At 42.3% G+C, this 25753-nt stretch carries 24 protein-coding genes; 18 read left to right on the top strand and 6 right to left on the bottom strand.

Going from position 1 to position 25753, the window contains the following annotated elements; translation table 11 throughout:
* Positions 1–58: 58 nt before the first annotated feature.
* From ACKWCA_RS11200 to ACKWCA_RS11180, 5 genes are read left to right on the top strand one after another with little or no spacing between them, the layout of a single operon-like run.
* Positions 59–442 (top strand): DoxX-like family protein, encoded by a 384-nt coding sequence (locus ACKWCA_RS11200; protein WP_413978288.1) that lies wholly within the window; start codon positions 59–61, stop codon positions 440–442.
* Positions 442–1182 (top strand): DUF2071 domain-containing protein, encoded by a 741-nt coding sequence (locus ACKWCA_RS11195; protein ID WP_413978287.1) that lies wholly within the window; start codon positions 442–444, stop codon positions 1180–1182. The genes ACKWCA_RS11200 and ACKWCA_RS11195 overlap by 1 nt, the downstream gene beginning before the upstream one ends.
* Positions 1170–1922, top strand: a complete 753-nt coding sequence (locus ACKWCA_RS11190; RefSeq protein WP_413978286.1) for a class I SAM-dependent methyltransferase — start codon at positions 1170–1172, stop codon at positions 1920–1922. The genes ACKWCA_RS11195 and ACKWCA_RS11190 overlap by 13 nt, the downstream gene beginning before the upstream one ends.
* Positions 1915–2328: a hypothetical protein gene (locus ACKWCA_RS11185; RefSeq protein WP_413978285.1), complete on the top strand. Its 414-nt coding sequence runs from the start codon at positions 1915–1917 to the stop codon at positions 2326–2328. The genes ACKWCA_RS11190 and ACKWCA_RS11185 overlap by 8 nt, the downstream gene beginning before the upstream one ends.
* A gap of 40 nt (positions 2329–2368) precedes the next feature.
* Positions 2369–3490, top strand: coding sequence for a GTP cyclohydrolase (locus tag ACKWCA_RS11180; protein WP_413978284.1), 1122 nt, complete (start codon positions 2369–2371; stop codon positions 3488–3490).
* A gap of 81 nt (positions 3491–3571) precedes the next feature.
* Here ACKWCA_RS11180 and ACKWCA_RS11175 read toward each other — a convergent pair whose 3' ends face one another.
* The 3 genes from ACKWCA_RS11175 to ACKWCA_RS11165 all read right to left on the bottom strand — a co-directional run bounded on the left by ACKWCA_RS11175 (position 3572) and on the right by ACKWCA_RS11165 (position 8205).
* Positions 3572–4831, bottom strand: coding sequence for an aminotransferase class I/II-fold pyridoxal phosphate-dependent enzyme (locus tag ACKWCA_RS11175; RefSeq protein ID WP_413978283.1), 1260 nt, complete (start codon positions 4829–4831; stop codon positions 3572–3574).
* Positions 4832–4964: 133 nt separating this feature from the next.
* The gene (locus ACKWCA_RS11170) at positions 4965–6005 is read right to left on the bottom strand and encodes a PLP-dependent cysteine synthase family protein (protein ID WP_413978282.1); all 1041 of its coding nucleotides are present in this window, start codon (positions 6003–6005) and stop codon (positions 4965–4967) included.
* Between the two features lie 76 nt (positions 6006–6081).
* Positions 6082–8205, bottom strand: a complete 2124-nt coding sequence (locus ACKWCA_RS11165) for a S9 family peptidase (RefSeq protein WP_413978281.1) — start codon at positions 8203–8205, stop codon at positions 6082–6084.
* 71 nt (positions 8206–8276) lie between these two features.
* Here ACKWCA_RS11165 and ACKWCA_RS11160 point away from each other — a divergent pair, with 71 nt between their 5' ends.
* The 3 genes from ACKWCA_RS11160 (at position 8277) to ACKWCA_RS11150 (ending at position 9776) form a co-directional block, all read left to right on the top strand.
* Positions 8277–8603: a YbaB/EbfC family nucleoid-associated protein gene (locus ACKWCA_RS11160; protein WP_413978280.1), complete on the top strand. Its 327-nt coding sequence runs from the start codon at positions 8277–8279 to the stop codon at positions 8601–8603.
* 110 nt (positions 8604–8713) lie between these two features.
* Positions 8714–9166 (top strand): thioredoxin family protein, encoded by a 453-nt coding sequence (locus ACKWCA_RS11155; RefSeq protein WP_413978279.1) that lies wholly within the window; start codon positions 8714–8716, stop codon positions 9164–9166.
* Between the two features lie 274 nt (positions 9167–9440).
* Positions 9441–9776 (top strand): YegP family protein, encoded by a 336-nt coding sequence (locus tag ACKWCA_RS11150; protein ID WP_413978278.1) that lies wholly within the window; start codon positions 9441–9443, stop codon positions 9774–9776.
* Here ACKWCA_RS11150 and ACKWCA_RS11145 read toward each other — a convergent pair.
* A complete protein-coding gene (locus tag ACKWCA_RS11145; RefSeq protein ID WP_413978277.1) occupies positions 9762–10784 on the bottom strand; it encodes a threonine aldolase family protein in 1023 nt (340 codons plus the stop codon). The genes ACKWCA_RS11150 and ACKWCA_RS11145 overlap by 15 nt on opposite strands.
* A gap of 39 nt (positions 10785–10823) precedes the next feature.
* Positions 10824–13226: a zinc-dependent metalloprotease gene (locus tag ACKWCA_RS11140; protein WP_413978276.1), complete on the bottom strand. Its 2403-nt coding sequence runs from the start codon at positions 13224–13226 to the stop codon at positions 10824–10826.
* Between the two features lie 208 nt (positions 13227–13434).
* Here ACKWCA_RS11140 and ACKWCA_RS11135 point away from each other — a divergent pair, with 208 nt between their 5' ends.
* From ACKWCA_RS11135 to fumC, 8 genes are all read left to right on the top strand, one after another.
* Complete coding sequence (locus tag ACKWCA_RS11135) at positions 13435–14898, top strand: circularly permuted type 2 ATP-grasp protein (protein ID WP_413978275.1); 1464 nt, start codon at positions 13435–13437, stop codon at positions 14896–14898.
* Positions 14899–14907: 9 nt separating this feature from the next.
* Complete coding sequence (locus tag ACKWCA_RS11130) at positions 14908–15855, top strand: alpha-E domain-containing protein (RefSeq protein ID WP_413978274.1); 948 nt, start codon at positions 14908–14910, stop codon at positions 15853–15855.
* Between the two features lie 27 nt (positions 15856–15882).
* Complete coding sequence (locus ACKWCA_RS11125) at positions 15883–16740, top strand: transglutaminase-like domain-containing protein (protein WP_413978273.1); 858 nt, start codon at positions 15883–15885, stop codon at positions 16738–16740.
* Between the two features lie 95 nt (positions 16741–16835).
* A protein-coding gene (gene prfB, locus ACKWCA_RS11120) for a peptide chain release factor 2 (RefSeq protein ID WP_413978272.1) occupies positions 16836–17943 on the top strand; the annotation gives its coding sequence in 2 pieces (ribosomal slippage) (positions 16836–16901 and positions 16903–17943; 1107 coding nt in all).
* Between the two features lie 67 nt (positions 17944–18010).
* Positions 18011–18352: an arsenate reductase (glutaredoxin) gene (gene arsC, locus ACKWCA_RS11115; protein ID WP_413978271.1), complete on the top strand. Its 342-nt coding sequence runs from the start codon at positions 18011–18013 to the stop codon at positions 18350–18352.
* Positions 18353–18493: 141 nt separating this feature from the next.
* Positions 18494–19033 (top strand): hypothetical protein, encoded by a 540-nt coding sequence (locus tag ACKWCA_RS11110; RefSeq protein ID WP_413978270.1) that lies wholly within the window; start codon positions 18494–18496, stop codon positions 19031–19033.
* Between the two features lies 1 nt (position 19034).
* Positions 19035–21476 carry a TonB-dependent receptor gene (locus tag ACKWCA_RS11105; protein WP_413978269.1) on the top strand — a complete coding sequence of 814 codons (2442 nt, stop codon included), beginning with the start codon at positions 19035–19037 and terminating at the stop codon, positions 21474–21476.
* 370 nt (positions 21477–21846) lie between these two features.
* Positions 21847–23244 carry a class II fumarate hydratase gene (fumC, locus tag ACKWCA_RS11100; RefSeq protein ID WP_413978268.1) on the top strand — a complete coding sequence of 466 codons (1398 nt, stop codon included), beginning with the start codon at positions 21847–21849 and terminating at the stop codon, positions 23242–23244.
* Between the two features lie 91 nt (positions 23245–23335).
* On the opposite strand, the gene ACKWCA_RS11095 is transcribed toward fumC, so the two are convergent.
* A complete protein-coding gene (locus tag ACKWCA_RS11095) occupies positions 23336–24223 on the bottom strand; it encodes a hypothetical protein (RefSeq protein WP_413978267.1) in 888 nt (295 codons plus the stop codon).
* A gap of 168 nt (positions 24224–24391) precedes the next feature.
* Between ACKWCA_RS11095 and ACKWCA_RS11090 the strand changes: the two genes are divergently transcribed.
* Positions 24392–24862, top strand: coding sequence for a GNAT family N-acetyltransferase (locus ACKWCA_RS11090; protein WP_413978266.1), 471 nt, complete (start codon positions 24392–24394; stop codon positions 24860–24862).
* 54 nt (positions 24863–24916) lie between these two features.
* Positions 24917–25735, top strand: a complete 819-nt coding sequence (locus tag ACKWCA_RS11085; protein ID WP_413978900.1) for an MBL fold metallo-hydrolase — start codon at positions 24917–24919, stop codon at positions 25733–25735.
* Positions 25736–25753: the final 18 nt, after the last annotated feature.

Raw genomic sequence — 25753 nt, 5'->3', positions numbered from 1 at the left:
TTAATCGCGCACATAGCAGCACTCATCAACTAACGTTTTTTAAATTAACCGCTATACCTTGCCCAAAGGAATTATCAGTAAGGCGATTACAACTTTAATAGCACTGGTTTGGTTCGTAAACGGACTCTTCTGCAAAGTGCTGAATTATGTACCTAGGCACCAAGAAATCGTTTCTGAAATTTTAGGGGTCACCTATGCTGCTCCCTTGACTACAGCCATTGGAATTTCCGAAGTGACCATGGCCATTTGGGTGATTTCCGGCTTCAAGTCGAGAATGAATGCCATACTTCAAATAACGATTATCTGCGCCATGAACTTTCTTGAATTCCTTTTAGTTCCACGACTATTACTTTGGGGAAGATGGAATGCGTTCTTCGCCTTGGTATTCGTCGGACTGATTTATTACAATGAATTCGTTCTTAAAAAGCAATCACGTCCCTAATGAGCATATTTCCTAAAAATCACCCTTTTCCTGTCGAGGCTTATTTCAAAAGCACCACGGTTTTATCGTTTGCAGTGCCCAAAACGGAGCTTGGACCATTGATTCCAGAATGTCTTGAGCTCGACACATTTGATGATACTTGGGGTTTTATTGCCATGGCGATGGTACAAACGAAACAGCTGCGTCCCAAAGGTTTTCCAAAATTTCTAGGAAATGATTTCTTTCTAGTTGGATTTCGAATCTTCGTCAGATACCAAACTAGTTGGGGCAAACGTCTGCGTGGGCTCTATATCCTAAAATCAGAGACCGATAAAAAGAAGATGGAACTCTTAGGGAACATTTTCACCAGTTATAGCTATACGACCACGGATATAACACATGTGAACGACGCAAATGGCTTCCGGATTTTCTCGAAGAAGTCAGACTTTAATCTGGTCTTTGAAAATACGGCAGCGGAGGTAACCCTGCCGAAAAGCTCCCCTTTTTCCAATCGGAAAGAGGCCAGACGTTTTGCAGGTCCCCTACCGTTTACGTTTTCATACAACAAACCTAAAAACGAAGTGTTGATTATCGAAGGGGTGCGCTCCAATTGGACCCCCGAACCACTGCATGTGGTCGACCATTCTATTTCGTTCCTTAATACCTTACATTTGAAAGAGGTAAAACTCGCCAATGCATTTCGGATCGAAGAGGTTCCGTATCAATGGAAAAAAGGAAAAAAAGACCAATGGAAACCATAAGAAAACCATTTCAGGGGGTTCGTAATATTATCGTGTTCAATTGGCATTTTTACTTCGGAGCCGCAGTACTGACTCTTTTCTTGTCCTGCGCTCATTTTATCTTCGAATCGATACCCTTAGCGTATTTTCTGATACCTGCGGGCTTCATATGTATTATGGTATTGGTCTCCTTGCTCGTTTCTACCTACATTTATGACTTATCAGGTCTCTACAGCTTGAATTGGATAGACAGGCTATCAATCGGACAGCCGGATACGGTAATCAATGTAAATGCGGGATTTGACGAGACCACCCCTTTACTCATTTCGCGGTATTCAGAAGCCACATTTCAGGTTTTGGATTTCTATGACCCAGAAAAGCATACAGAGGTTTCTATCAAAAGGGCTCGTAGGTCTTATCCCCCTATGCCTGGAACATTAAAAATCAGCACTGCCCAAATACCCTTGGAAGACGAAAGTACGGATGTGATTTTTGCGATACTCAGTGCGCATGAAATACGAAATGACTTGGAACGCATCGGATTTTTCAAGGAATTACATCGTATTCTAAAAAGAGATGGGCGGATCATTATCACGGAACATCTCCGAGATCTTCCAAATTTATTGGCCTATACCCTAGGTTTCTTTCATTTTCATTCTAAAAAAACCTGGCGTTATACTTTCGTAAAGGCGAACCTGCAGCTATCGGAAGAAATCAAGATCACTCCATTCTTAACCACATTTGTAGTACAACATGCTTGAGTTTCAACTAAAACTTATCGGAGGGATCCTTAGCATTTTGGCATTTGCACATATTGCTTTTCCAAAATATTTCCTTTGGAAGAAAGAACTGCAACATTTAAGTTTGATCAATCGGCAGATGATGCAAGTACATACCTTTTTTATCGCCATAACTGTTCTTTTTATGGGCCTACTATGCATCACTTCATCCCATGAATTGGTCACCACTGTACTCGGAAAGCGCATTTCACTTGGACTGACTATTTTTTGGGGCATTCGATTGGGAGTTCAGTTTTTTGGATATTCGGTCGACCTTTGGAAAGGGAAAACCTTTGAAACTACGATTCACGTTATTTTTTCGATACTCTGGGGGTATTTCACCGCCGTTTTTTTTATGGCCTGGTATGCGAAAGATATTTTATTCTAACGATTAATATGCCTAATATTGAGGGTACAAAAGCCTACTCATGGTCACCCTCAAAGAAGCGCGGACAAAATCAGAGCTCAAACAGTTTGTAAAGTTTCCTTTTGCACTTTACAAAGACAATCCGTATTGGGTACCCCCTATTATAGCCGATGAGCTAGCGTCTTTCGACAAGACCAAAAATCCGGCTTTTGAGAATGCCGATGCCTGGTTTTTTTTGGCGGTAAGAGATGGGGCCGTAGTCGGTCGTGTAGTTGTCATTATCAATAGACTTGAAACCAATGACCAGGGCATCAAGAAAGTGCGTTTTGGATGGTTCGACTTCATAGACGACACTGCTGTTTCAGAGGCCTTATTAAACAAGGTGGCCGAAATAGGCAGGCAACATCATCTTGACTATATGGAAGGGCCTGTGGGTTTTTCCAATTTGGATAAGGTAGGCGTACTCACTGAGGGATTTGAACATATCGGCAGCATGATTACCTGGTACAACCATCCGTATTATAAAGCGCATTATGAGGGCTTGGGCTTTATGAAGGAGAAGGAATATATGGAAAACAAGTTTCCGGCCAGCAATGCGGATCCCAAGCTTTTTATCAAGCTAAACGATTTGATCAAAAGGCGCTACGGACTTCGGGAAATCAACTTCACCAAAACGAAGGATGTGATGCCAATGGCGGATCAAATGTTCGACCTTTTTAATAAAACCTATTCCAAATTATCGTCTTTCGTACCGATTACCGAGGTTCAAAAAGCATACTTCAAAAAAAAGTACATCAGCTTTATAAATCCGGAGTACATTAAGTTTATCGTTGATAAAGACCATAAGCTTATCGCCTTTTCTATTGTTATGCCTTCTTTTTCGAAAGCCTTGCAAAAGGCAAGAGGAAAATTGTTTCCTTTCGGCCTATACCATCTCTTAAAGGCCAAGAGAAGTAGTAAGGACGTTTACTTCTACCTCATCGGGATTCATCCCGATTATCAAAACAAAGGTGTTACGGCAATTGTCTTCAATGAATATTACAAAACCTTTAGCAAGAAAGGCATTCAAATGTGCTATCGTACACCTGAATTAGAGGAGAACATCGCCATCAAACAAATGTGGAAACACTTTGATCCTGTGGTCTACAAACGACGTAGAACGTATCGAAAAGATTTGAGTTAGATAGATAGACCAATTACCGCTTCTATTCATTAGCAGTTTTCTTAGGGATTCAAAACAAGAACACTAAAACAAATATTAGGCTTACTCCCCCATCGCTGCCGCAACTGCTGCCGAAAGGCGCTTATAAGTACCGTTTTGCAACCGTTCTCGAATGGCTGAAAACGCATCAAGGGTTATGGCTATATCCTCTAAAGTATGTGTCGCTGTTGGAATCATACGGAGTAAAATCAGTCCTTTAGGTATCACAGGGTAAACCACTATAGAACAGAATATTCCGTGATTTTCGCGAAGATCTTTTACCAAGGCCATTGCCTCAGGAATACTTCCGTTTAGGTACACCGGTGTCACACAACTTGTGGTGGTTCCGATATCGAATCCTCGCTCTTTCAAACCATTTTGAAGGGCGTTGACGTTCTCCCAAAGTTTCTCTTTCAATTCGGGCATGGTGCGAAGCATATCCAATCGCTTCAACGCACCCTTGACATAGGTCATTGGCAGCGACTTTGCGAACATCTGTGAACGCAAGTTATATTTTAAATAGTCGATGATCTCTTTATCGGCAGCCAAAAAAGCCCCTATACTGGCCATAGATTTTGCAAATGTGGCAAAGTACACATCAATATCATCTTGAACACCTTGTTCTTCACCTGCTCCTGCACCGGTCTTCCCTAAGGTGCCAAATCCGTGTGCATCATCGACCAAGAGCCTAAACTTGTATTTCTGCTTGAGCGCTACAATTTCCTTAAGCTTTCCTTGTTGTCCTCGCATGCCGAAAACACCTTCTGAAATAACCAGGATTCCTCCACCGGTCTGTTCGGCCATTTTAGTGGCACGTTCCAAATTCACTTCAAGACTTTCAACATCATTATGCTTAAAGGTAAATCGCTTGCCCATATGCAAACGAACCCCGTCAATGATACAAGCATGACAATCCACATCATAAACAATGATATCATCTTTAGCGACCAAAGCATCAATACAAGACATGATACCCTGATAGCCGAAGTTCAAAAGATAAGCAGCCTCTTTTTGAACAAAGGCAGCACATTCTTGCTCCAACTGTTCGTGAAAATCGGTGTGCCCACTCATCATTCGAGCGCCCATCGGATAGGCAGCGCCATATTCCGCAGCGGTATCCCCGTCGATTTTCTTAATTTCAGGTAAATTGGCCAATCCTAAATAGTCATTGATACTCCAAGTAATAACCTCTTTTCCTTGAAACTTCATTCGATTCGATATCGGCCCTTCCAATTTTGGAAAAACGAAATACCCTTCTGCCTGTGAAGCCCATTTTCCCAATGGTCCCTTATTCTCAATAATTCGATCAAAAATATCTCTCATCGTGCCTGTGTTGATTTTTGTTAAATAAATGTGAAACACTTATTTATCCTGCAAAAATATAGATTTTCGACTAGAAAAAAAGGCAATAACTACAAGAAGTTATCGCCCGTCTCTTCATAACGTTATTCGTTACCTATCGTATAATTTGAATTCGTTGTGTTTCTTCAGCCACCTTGGCATCCATAAAACCTTGGTCTTCCATCCATTGGTCACTGTAAATCTTACTCATGTATCGTGAACCGTGATCAGGAAATATGAGCACAACATTACTATCTTGGTCAAACTCACCCAAATCATTCAGTTGTTTGGCCGCCTGCATTACGGCTCCACAGGTATACCCTGCAAAGATACCTTCAGTTTTCGATATTTCACGGGCTGTATGCGCACTCTCCGCATCGGTCACTTTAATGAACTCGTCGATACAAGCAAAGTCCGTTGCACCTGGAATCAAGTTTTTACCCAAACCTTCAATACGATACGGATAAATTTCATTGGTATCCAATTCACCGGTCTCATGGTACTTCTTCAAAACCGAACCGTAGGCATCTACCCCAATAGTTCTTATTTCCGGATTCTTTTCCTTCAGATAACGAGAAGTACCCGAAATGGTGCCTCCCGTACCACTACACGAAATCAAATGGGTAATATGGCCATTGGTCTGTTCCCAAATTTCAGGCCCCGTCGTTCGGTAATGGGCATCTATGTTAAGTTCGTTAAAATATTGGTTGATATAGATAGAGCCTGTGGTCTCTTGATGCAAGCGCTTGGCCACTTCGTAATACGAACGGGGATCATCGGCGCTGACATGGGCCGGACAAACATAGACCTTTGCTCCCATAGAACGGAGCATATCTATTTTATCAGGAGATGATTTCGAACTCACGGCAAGAATACATTCGTACCCTTTGATGATACTGACCATTGCGATACTGAAACCGGTATTGCCCGAGGTTGTCTCGATAATTGTACTGCCAGGCTTTAGAATGCCTTTTCGCTCTGCTTCGTTGATGATATGGATCGCAATACGGTCTTTTGCCGAATGGCCCGGATTAAAAGCTTCTACCTTGGCATAAAAGTTACCAAGAAGACCTTCAGCCATGCCGTTGAGTTTGATCAGGGGAGTGTCGCCTATAAGTTCGGAAACATTATTGTAGGCGTTAATCTGGTTTTTCATAAAGGCTATTTAAGGCTTCGAAAAGCACGTTCTCGAAAACACATAAAATCGAGGCAAAATTACTATTTTTTTTTAACTACAGGACTTTCCCTTCCAAATCAAGTAAAAAGGCATATTCCCGAGCGACCTCTTTCAAGGCCTCAAAACGGCCCGAAGCACCTCCGTGACCCGCATCCATGTTGATATCGAATAACAGTAGATGATTATCCGTCTTTAGCTCCCGTAATTTAGCCACCCATTTGGCAGGCTCGAAATACTGCACCTGTGAATCATGTAGTCCGGTCGTCACCAACATATTCGGATAATCCTTCGGTTCAACATTATCATAGGGGGAATAGGATTTCATATAGGTATAATACTCTTTTTCATCAGGATTTCCCCATTCATCGAACTCCCCTGTGGTCAAAGGAATGGAATCGTCTAGCATAGTAGTCACGACATCCACGAAAGGCACTGCGGCCACAATTCCATTATAAAGTTCGGGAGCCATATTCACAATGGCGCCCATAAGCAAGCCGCCAGCTGAACCGCCCATGGCATAAAGATGATCAGCGCTAGTGTAGTTGTTGCCAATGAGATGTTTGGAACAGTCGATAAAGTCGGTAAAGGTGTTTTTCTTTTTCAAGAGTTTCCCATCTTCATACCACGGCCTTCCGAGGTATTGCCCTCCCCTCACATGTGCCAAAGCATATACGAATCCCCTATCCAATAAACTTAAACGTACGGTGGAGAAATACGGGTCGACCGTAGAACCGTAGGAACCGTATGCATATTGTAAAATTGGGGTGCTTGCATCGATTTTAGTTTCCTTATGATGGACGATAGACATCGGTACTTTGGTTCCATCCCTAGCGTCGGCCCAAATACGCCTCTCAACATAGTTGGTCTTATCAAAATTACCACCAAGTACCTCTTGTTCCTTTTTAACCTCCTTTTCTTTCGTTCTCATATTGAAGTCGATAATCGAACTTGGGGTGGTCATCGAATTATAAGAGTAGCGCAGTACCTCAGTATCAAAATCCGGATTGGTACTGACATAGGTCGTATAGGTTTCACTGTCAAACGGCAAATAGTAGCTATCAGCACCATCCCATCGAACGATTTTGAGCTCATTCAGTCCGTTTTTTCGTTCCGTTAGCACATAATACTCCTTAAAGATGTCGATGCCTTCTAGCAGTACATCCTCTCGGTGAGGGATAAATTCCTTCCATTGGTTGGCCAAGGTATTGCCCTCGGATACCTTCATCAATTTAAAGTTGGTTGCCCCATCCTTATTGGTCAGTACATAAAAGTCATTCCCATAGTGCGAAATGGAGTATTCCAGTCCCCTTGTTCTGGGATGGAAAATCTTGAACTCCCCATCAGGATTATCCGCGCGTAAGGTCTGAAACTCCATCGTCATCGTACTATAAGATACGATGATGATGTACTTCTTTGACTTTGATTTGTACACAGCGGTTCCGAACGTTTCGTCCGTTTCATTGAAAATCAGGGTATCCTCAAGTTCGCCCAGGTGATGTCTGAAAATTTTATCCGAACGTAGAGTGACGTCATCCTGCTTGCTATAGAACAACGTTTTATTATCGTCGGCCCAAACCGAATTACCTGCAGTATTATCTATTTTGTCAGGGAGCACCTCGCCAGTTTCAAGGTTTTTGACCTGTAATGTATACTTTCTTCTCGAAACCGTATCAATTGAGAAGGCTGCCAGTTTATTATCCGGACTAATCGAAAAACTTGACATATTAAAGAATTCATGTCCCTTGGCAAGTTCATTACAATCAAAAAGAATCTCTTCCGCTGCATCAAGTGATTCCTTTTTTCTAGAATAAATCGGATACTCCTTTCCCGTTTCGTATTTCGTGATATACCAATACCCGTTTTGCTTATAGGGTACTGAGGTATCATCCTCCTTGACACGGGCTTTCATTTCTTCGAAAAGATCTTTTTGAAAGTCCTTTGTGTGCTCGGTCATTTTTGCATAATAGGCGTTTTCGGCCTCTAAATGGGAAATTACTGCGGAGTCTTCCCGCTTGTTCATCCAATAATAATCATCCACACGAACATCTTCGTGCTTTACCAGTTTTTCAGGTATTTTTTTTGCAACAGGAGGTGTGGGGTTTTCCATATCGGTTTTCTCGGTTTGGCAAGAAGCCGCAAAAATAAGACATCCTAAAAGAACAACTTGGTATTTCTTCATTTGTAGTGTTGAAATAAGAGTTATTGCTACAATTTAGTAATTTTGAAACGATAACTATTAAATCAAAAAGTATGTTCGGAGATATGATGGGAATGATGGGGAAGCTCAAAGAGACCCAAGAAAAGGTGGCGGCTACCAAGAAACGCCTTGATACCGTGACTTTAGAAGAATCCGTAGCCAACGGATTGGTCAAGGTCACGATAACGGCAAATAGAACCGTGAAAGATTTGACCATTGACGAAAACCTTTTGAACGACAAGGAAGCCCTTGAAGACTATCTTGTACTGGCCATCAATAACGCCATTGAAAAAGCAACCCAAATCAACGAGCGCGAACTTGCTGCAGCAGCGAAGGAAGGGATGCCGAATATTCCGGGATTGGACGGTTTTTTTAAGTAGTTGGTAGAAAAACTGTACGAAATGAGAGTCCTTATTCGTTACAGTTAAACATAAAATTCACCCAATTACAGAAGTGGACGAATGTGTTCATACTGAATAAAAAATCCAACATGAAAAAACTGATAATCCTTATAGTTGCCCCCTTTCTTCTGACCGCTCAAGCAGAAAAATCGATTGGAACGGAAAACACATGGCTGACGGATTACGACAAGGCCATTGCCAAAGCGGAAAATGAAGATAAGAACGTGCTCGTTTATTTTACGGGCAGTGACTGGTGTGCACCTTGTAAAATGCTCAAGAAAGATTTCTTCGACACTAGCACTTTTCAAACGATCTCGCAAAATTACGTATTGCTCTATATTGACATTCCAATGAACCGGAGTTTAATTTCTGCCGAACAGCTGAAACACAACAAAGAACTATCTTCAAGATTGAATCGAAAAAACTCCGTACCCCTATTGACTATACTGAATAGCGAAGGAAAGGAATTGGGCGCCTATGCGGGGTATAACATGAATGGTGGAACCAAAAAGCACATAGCGTTGCTTAAAAAATTTCAATAAAAGGCCATACAGGATAACCAAAATTGGCCTGAACCAAGGTCATGTGTCGGTAAATATATATCACATACCAATGTTGATATCGACGCTTTAACCTTCAAATAATGGCATACAGGCTTTCGTAAAAGGAAGCCTTTTTTCTTGAACAACTTCCTTTTGAGGATATTGACTTTCATTCTTCGTTCGATACATACATGAGGTCGAGGCCTGATTTTGGTATGAGATCATTTCCACTAAAGGAATAGTTGTTGTAATTTGTAGAAGGAAATAGATACCAATGATCGAAGTAATCAAAGAAAAGGACGATGACTCTTTTCGTTTTTCGCTGAAGGCGGAAAGTGGAAGTGTATTGTTGACGAGCGCATTATTTCAAAACGAGGGTGAGGTGAGCCGGATTGTTCAAAGTTTAGGTATCCTTCAAGGGAAACGCAATGCCTTTGAACGTAAGACCAACCACGACGGACAGTTTCTATTCCATTTAAAGAACGTAAATGGTGAAGTTATCGGCACGAGCCAATCTTATCGCTCTGAGGCCGGTATGGAAAACGGAATCAAAAATCTAAAAAAAAGAATACTGGACCTCGCTAGCTCCGATCAATTACAATTGCCTTAATAGCTCCAAAAAATGGGTATGCATGGCATCCGTATAGTCTAAATGAGTCACTATGCGCAGTTTACCTTGGCCCATACCGATAAGATGCACCCCTTTTTCCCTAAGACTTTCGACGAATTGATCCGCGGCCATTTGCCTTTCGTCGATTTCGAAAATGATGATATTCGTTTCAATAGGTTCTACCTTTTTTATATAGGAGAGCTGTTGTAGCACTTGCCCGATTTCCGTTGCCTTTTTATGGTCATCAGCCAACCGTTCTACATGTTTGTCAAGTGCATAGATGCCAGCCGCAGCCAGGTAACCCGCCTGGCGCATACCACCTCCGAAGACCTTTCGAATACGCAAGGCCTTATCAATAGCTTCCGTTGAGCCCAACAATACAGAGCCTACGGGGCACCCTAAACCCTTACTAAGGCAAACACTGATCGTATCGAATAGTTCGCCATACTGCTCCGGAGATTCCTTTTTCTTTACCAAGGCGTTCCATAGCCGTGCGCCATCTAGATGATAGGCAAGACCATGGCGATCACAAACAGAACGAATCCGCCGTAGTTCTTCAAAATCATAACAGGCACCGCCCCCTTTATTGGTCGTGTTTTCGATACATACCAATGTCGTCAAGGGACTGTGATAAAAATCCGGTGGATTGATGGCTTCCTCCACTTGTTCCGAATTCATCATTCCCCTATGGCCATCGACAAGTTTGCAAGAGACACCACTGTTAAAACTTACCCCTCCCCCTTCATAGTTATATACATGGGCATACTTGTCACATATCAATTGATCCCCTGGGTTTGTATGCAATTTAATGGCCGTTTGATTCGTCATGGTTCCGGAAGGAAAGAACAGCGCAGCTTCTTTGTTGAATAAACGAGCTACCTTTTCTTCCAAAGCATTTACGGTAACATCGGCCTTAAAGACATCGTCGCCAACTTCTGCGGACATCATGGCATTCAACATTTCAGTTGTTGGTTTCGTTACGGTATCACTAATGAGGTTTATTTCCAAAAGTTTGGGATATTGATGTTGATATTGTGTTCGAGGCTTTTAGTGAAAACAGTCCATTCCGATAGGTGAACCATCCGGGATTTTCTGGGCCGGAATCACCTCGAAGTCTTCTGGCTTGTCCATAAATCGATCGATTCTCCGAACCATTTCAGACCGAACGGCATTTTTCCCTGCCTTTAAGAGCTCCGATTTCAACGTATTAAGTTTCTGATTCGCAATTGCATTGACTTGCGGATGCACATTGGGATGCTGTGCCAGGTTCATGATATGGAACAATCCCCGAAACGCAATGTTGGTTTGCACTTCGTTCAAATAGGCATCTTTGAAACTCTTGTTGATCGCCCCTGTCACAACAGCGCTCAATACCTCTTCAAGGCCTATATTATCAGTAACTACGGATTTTTGTTGTATGAGACGTGATGCCCGTTCAGGATGCAACAAGAGACCCAAAGTCATGTCCGCGGCGGTTTCCGAGGCTGATAGCGCATCAAAAGAGACGCCTGTTTTTCCTTTTATCGACTCTCTGGTTCGACCATAGCCAAAGGCCCTTGGTGGGAAAAGAGCAAGCTTCTCCTTAGGAATCGCAATTTCACTGGCATCCAAGGTTTTCATAATACTCTTCAGCGCCTGCGTCTGAAGACCTTTATCCGCAATAGCTACAGTAGTCTGCCCGTCACCTTTTGTAGCATAATTATATTCCAGTCCGCCAACCACTTTGGAAACGGCTTCCGTCTGATATCTATGGAAGAAATATAGGGGTACGAAAACATCTTCCAACACCGTATTCGGTTGATTCGAAGGGATGTTATCCATAGAAAAATTGGAGATCGCTGTTTTGCGTACCTCCAACATGGCTTCCAATTCCTCACTCACGTTCGCTCCGTTATCCCATAAATGCGCAAGTACATGGGCACCTCCTTGCGGACGCGCATCTTGGTCGGTAATAAAACGAAGACCATCCGCTGTTGCTTTGTCCAAAATCTTGTTCAATGCAGCCTTCTCGTCTACACCTTCGGCAAAAGTCTCATATGAATAAGCCACCGACACCTTGTCCCAGGCCCCTATTTTATCATCGTAGGCATTTGAAAAATCGATTTCACCATTCGCAATACTAAACTGCGGATGCGGATAATCCATTACCGAGGCCTTGCCGTTCGTGCTGGCGGCATAGTTATGCGCAAACCCTAAGGTGTGTCCTATTTCGTGGGCGGATAGCTGACGTATTCTTGCTATGGCCATCTCCAGCATGGGTTGATGGTTGTCGTCGCGTTCCGCATAGGGCTTGTTCATCAACGCCTGGGCAATAAGGAAATCTTGCCGAATACGAAGACTACCCAAACTCACATGACCTTTTATGATCTCGCCTGTTCGAGGATCCGTGACACTAGCGCCGTAACTCCATCCACGTGTAGAACGGTGAACCCATTGGATCACGTTATACCGCACATCTAAGGGATCGGCATCATCAGGCAGTATTTTTACTTGAAATGCATCTTTATAACCGATCGCTTCAAAAGCCTGGTTCCACCATCTGCCTCCTTCCAAGAGGGCTGAGCGCACCGGTTCAGGCGTACCATTGTCCAGATAATAGATAATAGGTTCCACAGCCTCACTGACCGCCGCTTCAGGGTTCTTTTTCTCTAGACGATGCCTCCGGATAAAACGTTTCAATATGGGAGATTCGACCGGAGTCGCATAGTCATAGTACATAAATGGCGAGGCACCCGATCGTGGGTCGAACTCCCTACGTTGGTAGTCGTCATCCGGTAGTTTTACAAAAGAATGGTGCTGGGCCACCGTCACCAAACCAGCATTCGGAGTGACCGATCGAATATTGGCTCCGGTTGGGTTGCCCTTAAAGGTCAGAGTCACATCGAACTCCACATTTTCAGGAAATGCCTTGGTGCGATCTAGGGCCATGGCACTCTTGGTCTTGTCCAGAGTATACTTTCCCTGTTTATTTCTTTGTAAGCGTTGAATTACACCATGGGTATCCTGCATTAGAAAATCGGTAATATCGATGATGAACTTCCCATTTTGTTCCTCTTCAATCGGAAAACCGCCGAGAACCGATTTAGCAAAGGCCTGTTCCACTGATTTTCGCTCTAGCTCATTGTCGGTAAGCGCTCTGAACTTCAAATTCGGCTGCACCAATAACAACTTGTTACCTGCCTTTCGAAAGAAGACCACGCGCGAACCGCCCAGTTGCCCTCTATCAAGGCCAATATCATTACTTCCGATACCACTACTCAAAGAGGATACATAAAGAAATTCTTTCTCCAAATCGGTGACTTCTAAATACATCTTATCCGTCTGTGCATCATATTGAAAATTGAAATAGCCGTTGAACTTTTGAAAATCCTTGCTTTTTTCGCTAAACTGTGCATTCAGAAAAATAGTGCCGAAAACGGCTAAAAAAATAAGGGAAAGAGAGTTTTTCATAATAGGATGTCTGTAAAGAACTAGTCAGCGTTAAATTTATAGAAAAACATTGAGAGTACGGCAGCAATTCCCAACGGTTCACCAAATCGATGATTTGTCGAAAAAGACCTGCGGTAATTGCGAACCGAGCAATTAGAGCGGGTATTTAATAACGTATTCCCATTGACTAATCATCCAAAAAACAGTATCTTTTTAGAAAACGTATTTCATGGGCAGTATTAAGAACCAAATGTTTTCCTCTTATCAAAAAAGTGAAGGACTCTACGATGAAATCCATGACAGTAACGGTGAAATAAAAGCCATCTATAAAAAGTTGTTTGACATCTATGGCGAGCATTCCATTAAAGATTACGTGAAACTTAATGATAAGGCAAAATCATCTTTTTTCAACCAAGGCATCACTTTTCAAGTATACGACAAAAAGAAAACGCAAGAGAAGATTTTCCCGTTTGATCTCTTTCCCCGCATCATTGGCCCAAAAGAATGGGAAATCATTGAGAAAGGTGCCATTCAGCGCAGCAAAGCACTCAATCTTTTTTTATGGGACATCTATCATGACAAACGTATTATCAAACAGGGCATTGTTCCCATGGAATTGATCAGCTCTTCGGTAAATTATTTGGATCAAATGAACGGCATCGATCCCCCCGGCGGTATTTATAATCATATTTCGGGCACCGATATCATTAAGCATAATGACGGTAATTATTATGTCTTGGAAGATAATATACGCTGTCCTTCAGGAGTGAGCTATGTCATTTGTAACCGAACGGCGTTGAAAAGGGCTCTTTTTGGGGTTTTTAATCACTACAAGACCTGTTCGGTAACCAATTACGCCGAAAATCTATTGGACCTTTTGGAAACGGTAAAACCTAACGGAGTGGATGTGCCCAATGTCGTTGTGATTACCCCGGGAATGTACAACTCGGCCTTTTATGAGCATTCCTATTTGGCAAAGACCATGGGGGTAGAATTGGTAGAAGGGCGAGATCTTTTCGTAGAAAACGATTTCGTTTATATGAAGACCATACGTGGCCCTGAAAGAGTAGATGTTATCTATAGAAGAATCGACGATGCCTTTATCGATCCACTGGAATTCAGGCCGGATTCCTCGCTCGGTGTTCCCGGACTATTTGCCGCATACAAAAAGGGAAACGTTACTTTGGCCAATGCCCCGGGTACTGGAGTAGCCGATGATAAGGCAGTGTACACCTATATGCCCGAAATCATCAAGTACTATTTGAAGGAGGAGCCCATTTTGAACAACGTACGCACTTTTCACTGCAGCCGACCCGACGAACTGAAATATGTGCTGGAACATATTTCAGAGCTGGTCATCAAACCTGTTGATGAAGCCGGTGGATATGGTATTTCCATAGGAAATAGACTGTCAAAAAAAGAACTCGACCAAGTACGGGAACAAGTGAAGGCCTCACCCAGAAAATACGTGGCTCAGCCGATTATGTCATTGTCAGTGCATCCGACCTATATCGATAGTAGCAGGTCGTTCGAACAACGGCACGTAGACCTCAGAACATTCACCGTCTTAGGAAAGGAGAAGGAGTTCGTTCTTAAAGGCGGATTGACCCGTGTGGCCTTGCAAAAAGGTAATCTAATCGTGAATTCATCCCAAGGAGGCGGCTCTAAGGATACATGGGTTCTTCAAAAATAATCAACTCATATGCTTGCAAGAGTAGCCAATAATCTATTTTGGATGGGACGCTATATAGAACGTTCCGAACACATCGCGCGCTATCTGAACGTCAACTATTTTTCTTCTTTGGATGCGCCGAACGCACTTTCACAAGATCGACAGTTTGTTCTGAGGTCTATGTTGTTCATGGTGGGCAATCCCGTTGAACAGGTTGAAGAGACTTTGGAAGAGCAAAAAGTATTGTACAGCATTGGGCTTGATCCGAACTTTCCCTCCTCCATTCTTAACAATGTCAAACAGGCCAGAGAAAATGCGAATAGCGCGAGAGACCTGATTTCAACCGAATTATATGAAGCCATCAATAAGTTCTATCACTTTGTGTTGAAATATGATCCGGGCTTATTTATGAAAAGCGGGCTGCATGATTTTACCATGAACGTAGCCGAGATGACGTCCGTACTAAGGGGTAAAATAAGGGGCACATTACTTCATGATAGTGTTTACGCCATTATTATGATGGGGGTCAACATCGAGCGGGCTACCCAAATCATTAGAATCATCAATACCAAATACAATGACGCTTTAAATGCACAAGGAAGTTATGGCGATAAATTCAGTAACAGTTTTGAATGGACTACCCTCTTGAAATGTGCCGAATCGTATGATATGATGCGTCGATTTTACAAAAAGACCCCTACAAGTATTTCGACCTTGGAATTTCTGATCTTGAATCCGAACTGCCCTCGATCCATTATGAACAGTCTGAATCAGGTCTATAACCATGTTAAAATCTTGGATCCGAGCCGAGCATATAACAAGAACACTACCGCTTTTCTAGTGGGTAAGGTACGTGCGGAATACGAATACAAGTTTATAGAGGAAATCGAGAAGGATATTCAAGCCTTTATTGAGCAGATTCTGAACAGTCTTCGGGAGATAAGCCAAAAAATGGAAAAGGAATTTTTCAACTATTAGATAAGGGACAATAGCGTACCTTAGCGCATGCCACTGGAATACGCGATTACATATAAGGCTGAAAACACCTATGAAAATTGGGTTAGCGATGCGCATTGGCAATTTTTAATAGTACCAGAGGAAAATAGCTCACAGGAGTTGATCAGTACTGATTTTACCAATTCACTCAACGCCATAAATGAACCATCTATAAATGGTTACGGTTTTCAAACCATACGGGTACATCCAAAAAAAAGCTTCAAGAACATCACGTTTGAAGCTACCAGTAAAGTCATCAAAAAAGAAGTGAATCCGTTTGATTTTTCACTATCCGATCATCATCATTCTATATATAGACATATTGAGTCCCTCGAGTTCAAAGTGGATTACGAATCTTTTTTAAGAAAAACTTACTTTACTACCATTCCGGAGAACGATTCAGGCCTTTTCCGTTTTGACAGATCCTTATCGATTTTCGAAAATCTTCGGGCACTTAATCAATGGACTTACGACCATATTTTCTTTAAAACCGAAGTAACCGATGTGAACACCACCCTCTATGAGATCATTAAAAATCGTCACGGCGTTTGTCAAGATTTTACGCACCTATTTTGTGCCTTGGCCCGTCAAAACAATATTCCGGCCAGATATGTGTCAGGCTACCTCCATCAGGGCAATGGGTATTTTGGCGATTCACAAATGCACGCATGGGCAGAAGTCTTCATTCCCGAAATAGGATGGATGGGCTTCGATCCCACCAACAATCTTATTGCCAATGAGAATCACATCAAAGTCGCACATGGTAAGGACTATTTCGATTGTGCCCCTTTAAAAGGAGTTGTGTTCACCACTGGTTCGAATGAAACGAGACATTCGGTCATCGTTGCAGGTCAGCAACAGCAATAGGACCTATTCCGACCTTTCCTGAACAAGGCAATGTTTCAGCTGTTTCGCGCAAAAATTCAAAAAAAAGAGTAGTACTTTAGCGTAAAATTAGAGCAATGACAATTACGACCGATCATTATAAAGGTCTTCAAGATCGCCTAGGTGCGTTAAGGAGGTATCTTTGACATCGATGCCAAACTTATAGAGATTGAAAACGAGCAAGAGAAAACACTTGCTCCTGATTTTTGGGATAATGCCCAGGAAGCTCAAAAACAGATGCGATTCATTCAGTCGAAAAAACAATGGGTCGATGATTACAATAAGGCAAAGACCCTGGTGACCGATCTTGAAATCTTACTTGAGTTTCTTCAAGAGGGAGAGGTTTCAGAAGATGAATTGGCAGCACATCATGAAAAGACATTAGAGGCGATAGAGGCCCTTGAGTTCAAGAATATGCTTTCCGAAGAAGGTGACGAGCTGACTGCGGTACTTCAAATAACAGCCGGAGCTGGGGGGACCGAGAGTTGCGACTGGGCGTCTATGCTTATGCGAATGTATATGATGTGGGCCGAAAAAAGCGGTTTTAAGGTCAAAGAGCTGAATTATCAAGAAGGCGATGTGGCTGGTATCAAAACGGTAACATTGGAAATCGATGGGGATTTTGCTTTCGGTTGGTTGAAAGGTGAAAACGGTGTGCATCGATTAGTGCGTATTTCTCCCTTTGACAGCAACGCCAAAAGACACACGTCTTTTGCCTCCGTGTATGTATATCCACTTGTTGACGATTCCATAGAGATTGAAGTGAATCCTGCGGACATCGAGATTACAACGGCAAGGTCCAGTGGTGCAGGCGGCCAGAACGTCAATAAGGTTGAAACCAAGGTACAATTGGTACACAAACCTACGGGTATCCAGATTTCATGCTCAGATTCACGATCGCAACATGACAATAGGGCCACTGCCCTTAAGATGTTGAAATCGCAACTATATGAGATTGAGCTCCGCAAGAAAATGGAGGCCCGTCAAGAAATCGAGTCTTCAAAAATGAAAATCGAGTGGGGATCCCAAATTCGGAACTATGTCATGCACCCTTATAAATTGGTAAAGGACGTGCGGACAGCTGAGGAAACCGGAAATGTTGATGCTGTTATGGATGGCGACATCAACCGATTTTTAAAGGCCTATCTCATGGCAATGGGGCAAAAAGAAGAGGAAAATCAATAACAATTCCTGATGGCCGATAGCAGCTATGCGCTGTACAATCGGTCAGCAGCTTTCGAATGATAACCATATGATTAAAATATACCACAACCCCAGATGTAGAAAATCAAGGGAAGGACTTGCCGTATTGGAAGGGTCCGGGAAGGATTATGAGGTCGTCAAATACTTGGAAAATATTCCGACCAAAGCCGAATTAAGGAGCATATTAAACTGTTTAGGGCTGTCGCCCGAGAACCTTGTTCGTAAAAATGAGGCCATCTGGAAAGAGAATTATCGCAGCAGAATGCTGTCGGACGAGGAAATTCTCGATGCGATGATCTTGCACCCAAAACTGATCGAAAGACCTATCGTGGTGAACGGAAATAAAGCGGTCATCGGAAGACCTCCTGAACGCATTTCGGAACTACTCTAAATTTCTCCCCTCAAAAACAATGCATAATTTCTTCAATGACCATAAAATGGTACATTTGTTGCACCATCTTTTTAACAAAGATTTAACCATGTTCGGTTAAACCTTCATCTAATTTTGAAATCATAGTAAAATCATAATCCCATGAAAACCAGTATCAAATATCTCATCGCTTTTTTCATTGTTCTACTTACAGGAGCCGAAGTACAGGCGCAATACGGCTATGGCGGCGGCGGTTACGGATATGGTGGCTATGGTGGCGGATATGGAGCCAATCGTGGACGTGGTTTAGGTAGAGGTTATGGCAGTGCCATACCTCAAGCAGATACCCCTAAAGAAGCACCGAAACCTAAAACCGCGGCCGAAATCGTTGATGGTGAAATGCCGGCTATTGCCGAAACCTTGAATTTAGATGAATTTGAGACGGCCGTGCTGAGCACTACCCTCAAAAAATATGTTCAAGAACGAATCGAATTGCAGATTCTAAAACTGCCAGCCGACAAAATGCGGGAAGCATTCGATAAAATCACCGTACGCCAAGACGAGGACCTAAAAGCTGGCCTTCCATTGGAAAAGTATGAAGCGTTTGTTAAAATGCAGAAAGAAGGGGTAGCGAAAATGCAAAAGGAGCAAAAGAAAGCTGAGAAGAAAAGACAAAAGAAAAGGAAGAAATCCAAAGAATAATATGAAGAAACTGTTCTCCGTAACACTACTACTAGTTACCATCGCCGTAAACGCGCAACGACCACAAGGACAACGACAAGGAGAACGATCACCGATACGAATAACAGGGACGGTTCTAGATGAAGAGACCAGCCAACCACTTGAGTATGCTACCTTAGTACTGCAGAGTGTGCGCAATCCCGAAAAAATTACAGGGGGTATTACCGATACGACCGGGAAATTCGATGTAGAAACGCTTCCGGGTCGATACAATGTTAGAATCGAGTTCCTTTCCTATCGTACCTACCAATTACCTGAACAAACATTTCGCTCTTCCACAGATCTCGGCACGGTAACTTTGGCCCTTGATGTGGCCCAACTTGAAGGAGTTGAAGTAATTGCCGAAAAAACTACAGTCGAGATACGATTGGATAAAAAAATATACAATGTCGGCAAAGACCTTACCGTTAGCGGCGGCACCGTCAGTGATGTACTTGACAATGTACCTTCTGTTTCCGTTGATGTCGAAGGCAATGTGCAATTACGGGGCAATGATGATGTGCGCATCTTAATTGACGGAAAACCATCGGCCATTACAGGTTTGAACTCTACGGAAGCCCTGCAACAACTTCCTGCCGAATCCATTGAAAAGGTCGAAGTCATCACTTCTCCTTCAGCCAGATATGATGCTGAAGGCTCCGGAGGTATTATCAATATCATTTTGCGTCGAAGTAAGTTACAAGGTATGAACGGAGCAATCACGGCCAACCTAGGAGACCCTACTCGTTTGGGATTGAATGGCAATTTGAACTACCGCACCGGAGATATCAATATCTTCACCAATACCGGTTATAATTACCGAAACTCTCCAGGGAACACATTTAATGATACACAGTTTTTTGATCAAAACGGTGATTTCACCAATAGCCTAACAGAAAATGGGGAGCGTGAACGAATACGTAAAGGGGTCAACGCCAATTTCGGGGTAGAATGGTATGTCAATGAAACCGCATCGATTACGCAAAGCATTTTTATCAGGAATTCTGACAATTCAAGTGAAACAATCAACAACTTCTCTCAGCAAGATAGTGATCTGAACACAACTAACGGCTTCCGTTTCGATGCGGAAACCGAAGATGATAGAACCTTCCAATATTCATTTAATTATGACAAAAAGTTCAATGATTCAGGTCATAAGCTTACCTATGCCTTTCAATACGAAACCAGTGAGGAGGTAGAGGCTTCATTGATTCAGCAAAATGGTTTTGACAGTGAAACAGTACGTACCGCTGAGGATCAACGTCGCTTATTTCTACAGACCGACTATGTATTGCCTATTGGTGAGAACCATCAATTCGAAATGGGGTATCGAGGTGATTTCAATCGTCTGGAAACCGATTATGACGTTGCTTTTATTCAACCGACCATTGATGAATTGGGTATTACCAATCCGAGCAATGTGCTTGACTTTAAGGAAACCATTAATGCGGTATACACGCAGTTTGGAAGTAAAATCAAAAAGTTCAATTATCTAGCTGGTTTACGCTATGAGTCTACCAGACTCATTATCAATCAGATAGAAAGCAATGATTTGAATAGGAACAATTTTGATGGGTTCTTCCCTACGCTCAACCTAAACTATGAGTTTACCGAGAAACAAAGCGTATCACTCGGATACAACAGGCGTATCAGAAGGCCACGATCGTTCTTTTTAAATCCGTTTCCGTCACGCTCAAGCCCTACCAATTTGTTCCAAGGAAATCCGCTTTTGACACCTTCGTTTAGTAATCAGGTGGATTTTGGTTACCTCAATCGATTTGAGAAGTTGACGCTGAACACTTCTATATATTTTCAAAGGGCCACTGACGTCATAACCTTCATTACGGAGGATACCGGGGAAGACACCTTTTTCGATGGACAACAAGTCAGTATTTTAAGAAGAACTCCGGTTAATTTAGCAAAGAACGACCGCTATGGGTTTGAATTCACCACCAGTTATAGACCCACTAAAAACTGGAACATCAATGGTAACTTCAATATGTTCAACCTAATCACAAGAGGTGATTTCAACGGACAGAATTTTGATGCCGAAAATCTCAGTTGGTTTGTTAGACTGAATAACAAAATCACCCTTTTAAAGTCAATCGATTGGCAGACTCGATTTTTTTATCGCGGCCCAAGGGAAACCGCCCAGTCAAGATCTCAGGGAATCGCCTCTTTGAGTATGGCGTTTAGTAAAGACCTCTTTAAAGACAAAGCCTCTTTAGCACTGAATATCAATGATGTATTCAACAGCAGAAAACGTGTGACCGAAACCTTCACCCCGTTTTTTGAGAGCGACAGTGAATTTCAATTTCGAGTGCGTTCGATCAACCTATCGTTCACGTACCGTTTCAATCAGAAGAAAAAACGTAATGGAGACCGTCGTGGTGGTGGGGATGATGGCGAATTTGAGGAACAATGATAAAACGGAAGACCTAGCAAAAAAAAGGGAAGCTAAATGCTTCCCTTCTATTTTTATGCTTCACGCGCGGCTCTTTTTTTGTCGCGCCTTTCTTTTAACAACTCTCGAATATTTCCCACCAACCAATACGGTACTACAAACGTCAATAAAAAAATCATCAACCAAAAACCGATGGTCAAAATGGTCAAAAATGCTAAAAATCCTAAATATTGATCGAATTCGAACATAGACATCTATTTATACAGCACAAAGATACTTTGAAAACAATACATTCTGCAAATCAAATTTAAAAAAAGTCCCTATTTCTTGTTACGGTCTTTAAAATGCATCTCCAAACCGTTAAATTTGTACGAATCCAAAATCTCGACATATGGAATTTCGTATTGAAAAAGATACTATGGGCAATGTAGAAGTGCCCGCTGATAAATATTGGGGAGCCCAAACGGAGCGATCTAGAAATAATTTTAAAATCGGTCCTGCAGCATCGATGCCGATGGACGTGGTCTATGGGTTTGCCTATCTAAAGAAGGCAGCAGCTTTTACCAATTGTGAATTGGGCGTACTGACCGAGGAAAAAAGGGATTTGATCGCTGCGGTATGCGATGAGATTCTGGACGGAAAACACGATGATCAATTTCCTTTGGTCATCTGGCAAACCGGCTCTGGAACACAAAGCAATATGAATGTCAATGAGGTTATTGCCAACCGTGCCCATGAGATGGCCGGAAAGAAAATCGGAGAAGGTGAAAAAACCATTCAACCCAACGATGATGTCAACAAATCACAATCATCCAATGATACCTTCCCAACGGGCATGCATATTGCAGCTTACAAAAAATTGGTAGACACCACAATTCCGGGAATCACACAGTTAAGAAATACACTGGCCAAAAAATCGGAAGATTTCAAAGATGTCGTAAAAATAGGTCGTACACACCTTATGGATGCCACTCCCCTAACCTTGGGACAAGAGTTTTCGGGGTATGTATCACAACTAGATCATGGTCTTAAGGCATTACAGAACACTTTGGAACACTTGAGTGAACTGGCGCTAGGCGGTACCGCTGTCGGCACCGGATTAAATACTCCCGAAGGCTATGCTGTTTTAGTGGCCAAATATATCGCTGAATTTACAGGGCTTCCGTTCAAAACGGCCGAAAACAAATTTGAGGCATTGGCTGCTCATGACGCTATAGTAGAAAGCCATGGAGCGCTGAAACAGGTAGCAGTTTCCTTAAACAAAATCGCCAATGATATTCGAATGATGGCTTCCGGTCCCCGTTCAGGAATTGGTGAAATCAACATACCCGCAAATGAGCCGGGAAGTTCCATAATGCCCGGAAAGGTCAACCCTACGCAATGTGAAGCCCTTACTATGGTCTGCGCACAGGTGATGGGTAACGATGTAGCCGTCAGTATTGGCGGTACACAAGGGCATTATGAACTGAATGTGTTCAAACCCATGATGGCCTCGAACATCTTACAATCTGCAGAATTGATCGGTAATGCCTGTGTCAGCTTTGACCTAAATTGTGCTGCTGGTATTGAACCAAATCACGAGGTTATCAAGGAATTATTAAACAATTCCTTGATGTTGGTAACCGCTTTAAATACAAAAATCGGCTACTACAAAGCCGCTGAAATTGCAAATACGGCCCATAAGAACGGTACCACACTAAAAGAAGAGGCCATTAATTTAGGTTATGTTACTGCTGAAGAGTACGATGACTGGGTAAAACCTGAGGATATGGTGGGCAGCCTGAAATAATCGGTATCAGTCGCCTATTTATTGGTATTGGAAAATAAAAAAAGGGTCAATCTGAAAAGATTGACCCCTTTTTGGTAATGGATAGTGTTCCTTATTTCAATGCGAACTTAGAAGTTCCTAAAAGCTTAAGTCTGTCATCATATACATTCACCATGTAATTCCCTTTTTGGAAATCACCTGCAGGCTTGCTGATGTAGTCGCAAACATCCAATGACTTGTTCTCATAATAGAAGTTCGTTCCTTTGCTATATGTAACAGAAGCGCCGTCATCATTGGTCTTGCTGTAGCTTTCCCCTAGAACGTTACCTTGTGGATCAAGAATTTCCAAATAAAACTCCCTATCACCTGCATCAGCAATAACGTTATTGGCTACGGTAAAACAAATCTTGAATTTATCGGTAGATTTAGCACGGGAAGTAGATACTAATTTTCCACTCTTACGCTCTTTTACCGCATCAACATTAAATGTTGTCAGGTTCAAGGCCGAACCTTTCTCTACAACATCGGCCAACTGCGTGTTCTGTACAACCAAAGAGTCGTTAAAAACAGTTTGCTTTTCTAATTCGGTATACGTGCTATCACGCTGCATTGCGATCAAGGTGTTCGATTGCTTCAAAGAATCAACCTGCTTCAATAACTGCTCTCTCTCTGCAGTCAATACCCGTACTTGTCTTCTGTATCTTGAAAGTGAGGAAATATCAGCTTTCATAGACTTTACAGAATCGATGTATTTTGCAATGTTATCTCTGGCCGAAACCAATTCTTCATTAGTCGCATTGCTCTCCAAAATAGCTTTGTCATACTCCGACTTCAAACTATTTAAATCTTCAACCACTAAATTCTTTTCTTCAGTAAGGGCTACTTCATTCTTCTTTTTATCTTGATAAAGACTTACTGTGTAGATAATGACACCTAGAAGTACTACTCCAAGCAGGCCTGCCAATACCTTCAATCCGTTGTTACTTTTTGTTTCAGTCATAATGTAATAATTAATTAATCTCGTTAGATTACAATTGGTTTTTGTTTGTATCAGTCTATATACGGCTCAGTTTTGGTCTTGGATTTTTTGACCAAAAAAAATTAAATTCCACTATCGTCCAAACCGCTGTATAGCTTAACTTTATCGATGAAATGCAAAAGTAGTAAAATGCAAGTTAAGATCATTCCTTTCGATTCAAAACACGCTCAAGTGTTCAAAAAATTGAATCTAAATTGGTTAAAACGCTACTTCTATGTAGAGGAAAAGGACAAAAAACTATTGGAAAACTGTCAAGAATCGATTATCGATATTGGAGGATATATCTTTTTGGCAGCGGCTGAGGATACGGGTGAAATCGTCGGGTGTTTCTCGTTGATTCCGTTTGGCGAACGAACCTTTGAATTGGGAAAGATGGCCGTTGCCCCAGCATATCAGGGCCATCGAATTGGCCAACGGCTACTTTCGTTCGCAATCGAATTTGCCCTTGAAAAACGATGGGACGCCATCGTTCTTTATTCAAGTACAAAACTAGATACCGCCTTGCACGTGTATCGAAAATTCGGTTTTAAGGAGGTAGCTTTGGAAAAAAAACTACCTTATAAAAGAAGTGATATAAAAATGATGTTGACGCTAACTTGAAAGCACTCACAAAAACCCAGTACGACCCGAACAAGGTCTAAAACCATGAGTATGATGATAAAGCTACAAATTTTAACGAAAGAACTATTCCTGTTTTCAATAGGATGCTGCCTTCTACTAGGATGCAAAGACAAAACAGCGAAACAACCGGAAAGCTCGGCAAAAACCGAAATTGAAGTGAAGCAACCCGAAACCAAGCATTCTGAACTAAAGATCATACCTATTTCCCATGCCACGACCGTTTTGGAGTGGAAAGACATCACCATTTATATAGACCCCGTGGGAGGCGCAGAGGCTTTTGCCGAGCAAAGACCACCAGACTTGATTCTCATCACAGATGTGCACGGAGACCATCTTAGCATTGAAACCTTAGAGGCTTTGGACACCAAGAAGGCTAAAATTTTGGTTCCGCAGGCCGTAGCCGATATGATTCCCGATAACTTTACTCCACAATTAGATGTGCTTCAGAATGGAGATACAAAAGAACGTTATGACATTATGATTGAAGCAATACCGATGTATAACCTACGCGAAGAAGCCTTGAAGTTTCATGAAAAAGGTCGTGGTAACGGTTATGTACTACAAATTGAAGACGAGCGGCTGTATTTTTCAGGAGATACCGAGGACATTCCCGAAATGAGGGCCTTAAAAAATATAGATAAAGCATTTATCTGTATGAACCTACCTTATACCATGACTCCTGAAAGTGCGGCCAGCGCCGTTTTGGAATTCAAACCAAAAGAGGTGTACCCCTATCATTATAGAGGACGACCCGATGTGAGTGACGTAGCCCAGTTCAAAGAACTGGTGCAATCTCAAGATACCACTATACAAGTGATACAATTGGACTGGTATCCTGAAGAAGCCTACTAACCGAAACCGATCGTGTAT

This window comes from Maribacter corallii (assembly GCF_047345415.1).
In the GTDB taxonomy this organism is placed as follows: Bacteria; Bacteroidota; Bacteroidia; order Flavobacteriales; family Flavobacteriaceae; genus Maribacter_C.
This window is presented reverse-complemented; position numbering and strand designations above follow the sequence as displayed.

Excerpts from the sequence above, each read along its gene's own strand:
- ACKWCA_RS11135 (WP_413978275.1), top strand. The coding sequence starts at position 13,435 with ATGGGCAGTATTAAGAACCAAATGTTTTCCTCTTATCAAAAAAGTGAA.
- ACKWCA_RS11085 (WP_413978900.1), top strand. The coding sequence starts at position 24,917 with ATGATAAAGCTACAAATTTTAACGAAAGAACTATTCCTGTTTTCAATA.
- ACKWCA_RS11180 (WP_413978284.1), top strand. The coding sequence starts at position 2,369 with ATGGTCACCCTCAAAGAAGCGCGGACAAAATCAGAGCTCAAACAGTTT.
- ACKWCA_RS11140 (WP_413978276.1), bottom strand. The coding sequence starts at position 13,226 with ATGAAAAACTCTCTTTCCCTTATTTTTTTAGCCGTTTTCGGCACTATT.
- fumC (WP_413978268.1), top strand. The coding sequence starts at position 21,847 with ATGGAATTTCGTATTGAAAAAGATACTATGGGCAATGTAGAAGTGCCC.
- ACKWCA_RS11090 (WP_413978266.1), top strand. The coding sequence starts at position 24,392 with ATGCAAGTTAAGATCATTCCTTTCGATTCAAAACACGCTCAAGTGTTC.
- ACKWCA_RS11155 (WP_413978279.1), top strand. The coding sequence starts at position 8,714 with ATGAAAAAACTGATAATCCTTATAGTTGCCCCCTTTCTTCTGACCGCT.
- ACKWCA_RS11095 (WP_413978267.1), bottom strand. The coding sequence starts at position 24,223 with ATGACTGAAACAAAAAGTAACAACGGATTGAAGGTATTGGCAGGCCTG.
- ACKWCA_RS11175 (WP_413978283.1), bottom strand. The coding sequence starts at position 4,831 with ATGAGAGATATTTTTGATCGAATTATTGAGAATAAGGGACCATTGGGA.
- ACKWCA_RS11170 (WP_413978282.1), bottom strand. The coding sequence starts at position 6,005 with ATGAAAAACCAGATTAACGCCTACAATAATGTTTCCGAACTTATAGGC.
- arsC (WP_413978271.1), top strand. The coding sequence starts at position 18,011 with ATGATTAAAATATACCACAACCCCAGATGTAGAAAATCAAGGGAAGGA.
- ACKWCA_RS11105 (WP_413978269.1), top strand. The coding sequence starts at position 19,035 with ATGAAGAAACTGTTCTCCGTAACACTACTACTAGTTACCATCGCCGTA.
- ACKWCA_RS11110 (WP_413978270.1), top strand. The coding sequence starts at position 18,494 with ATGAAAACCAGTATCAAATATCTCATCGCTTTTTTCATTGTTCTACTT.
- ACKWCA_RS11195 (WP_413978287.1), top strand. The coding sequence starts at position 442 with ATGAGCATATTTCCTAAAAATCACCCTTTTCCTGTCGAGGCTTATTTC.
- ACKWCA_RS11190 (WP_413978286.1), top strand. The coding sequence starts at position 1,170 with ATGGAAACCATAAGAAAACCATTTCAGGGGGTTCGTAATATTATCGTG.
- ACKWCA_RS11160 (WP_413978280.1), top strand. The coding sequence starts at position 8,277 with ATGTTCGGAGATATGATGGGAATGATGGGGAAGCTCAAAGAGACCCAA.
- ACKWCA_RS11185 (WP_413978285.1), top strand. The coding sequence starts at position 1,915 with ATGCTTGAGTTTCAACTAAAACTTATCGGAGGGATCCTTAGCATTTTG.
- ACKWCA_RS11150 (WP_413978278.1), top strand. The coding sequence starts at position 9,441 with ATGATCGAAGTAATCAAAGAAAAGGACGATGACTCTTTTCGTTTTTCG.
- ACKWCA_RS11165 (WP_413978281.1), bottom strand. The coding sequence starts at position 8,205 with ATGAAGAAATACCAAGTTGTTCTTTTAGGATGTCTTATTTTTGCGGCT.
- ACKWCA_RS11130 (WP_413978274.1), top strand. The coding sequence starts at position 14,908 with ATGCTTGCAAGAGTAGCCAATAATCTATTTTGGATGGGACGCTATATA.
- ACKWCA_RS11125 (WP_413978273.1), top strand. The coding sequence starts at position 15,883 with ATGCCACTGGAATACGCGATTACATATAAGGCTGAAAACACCTATGAA.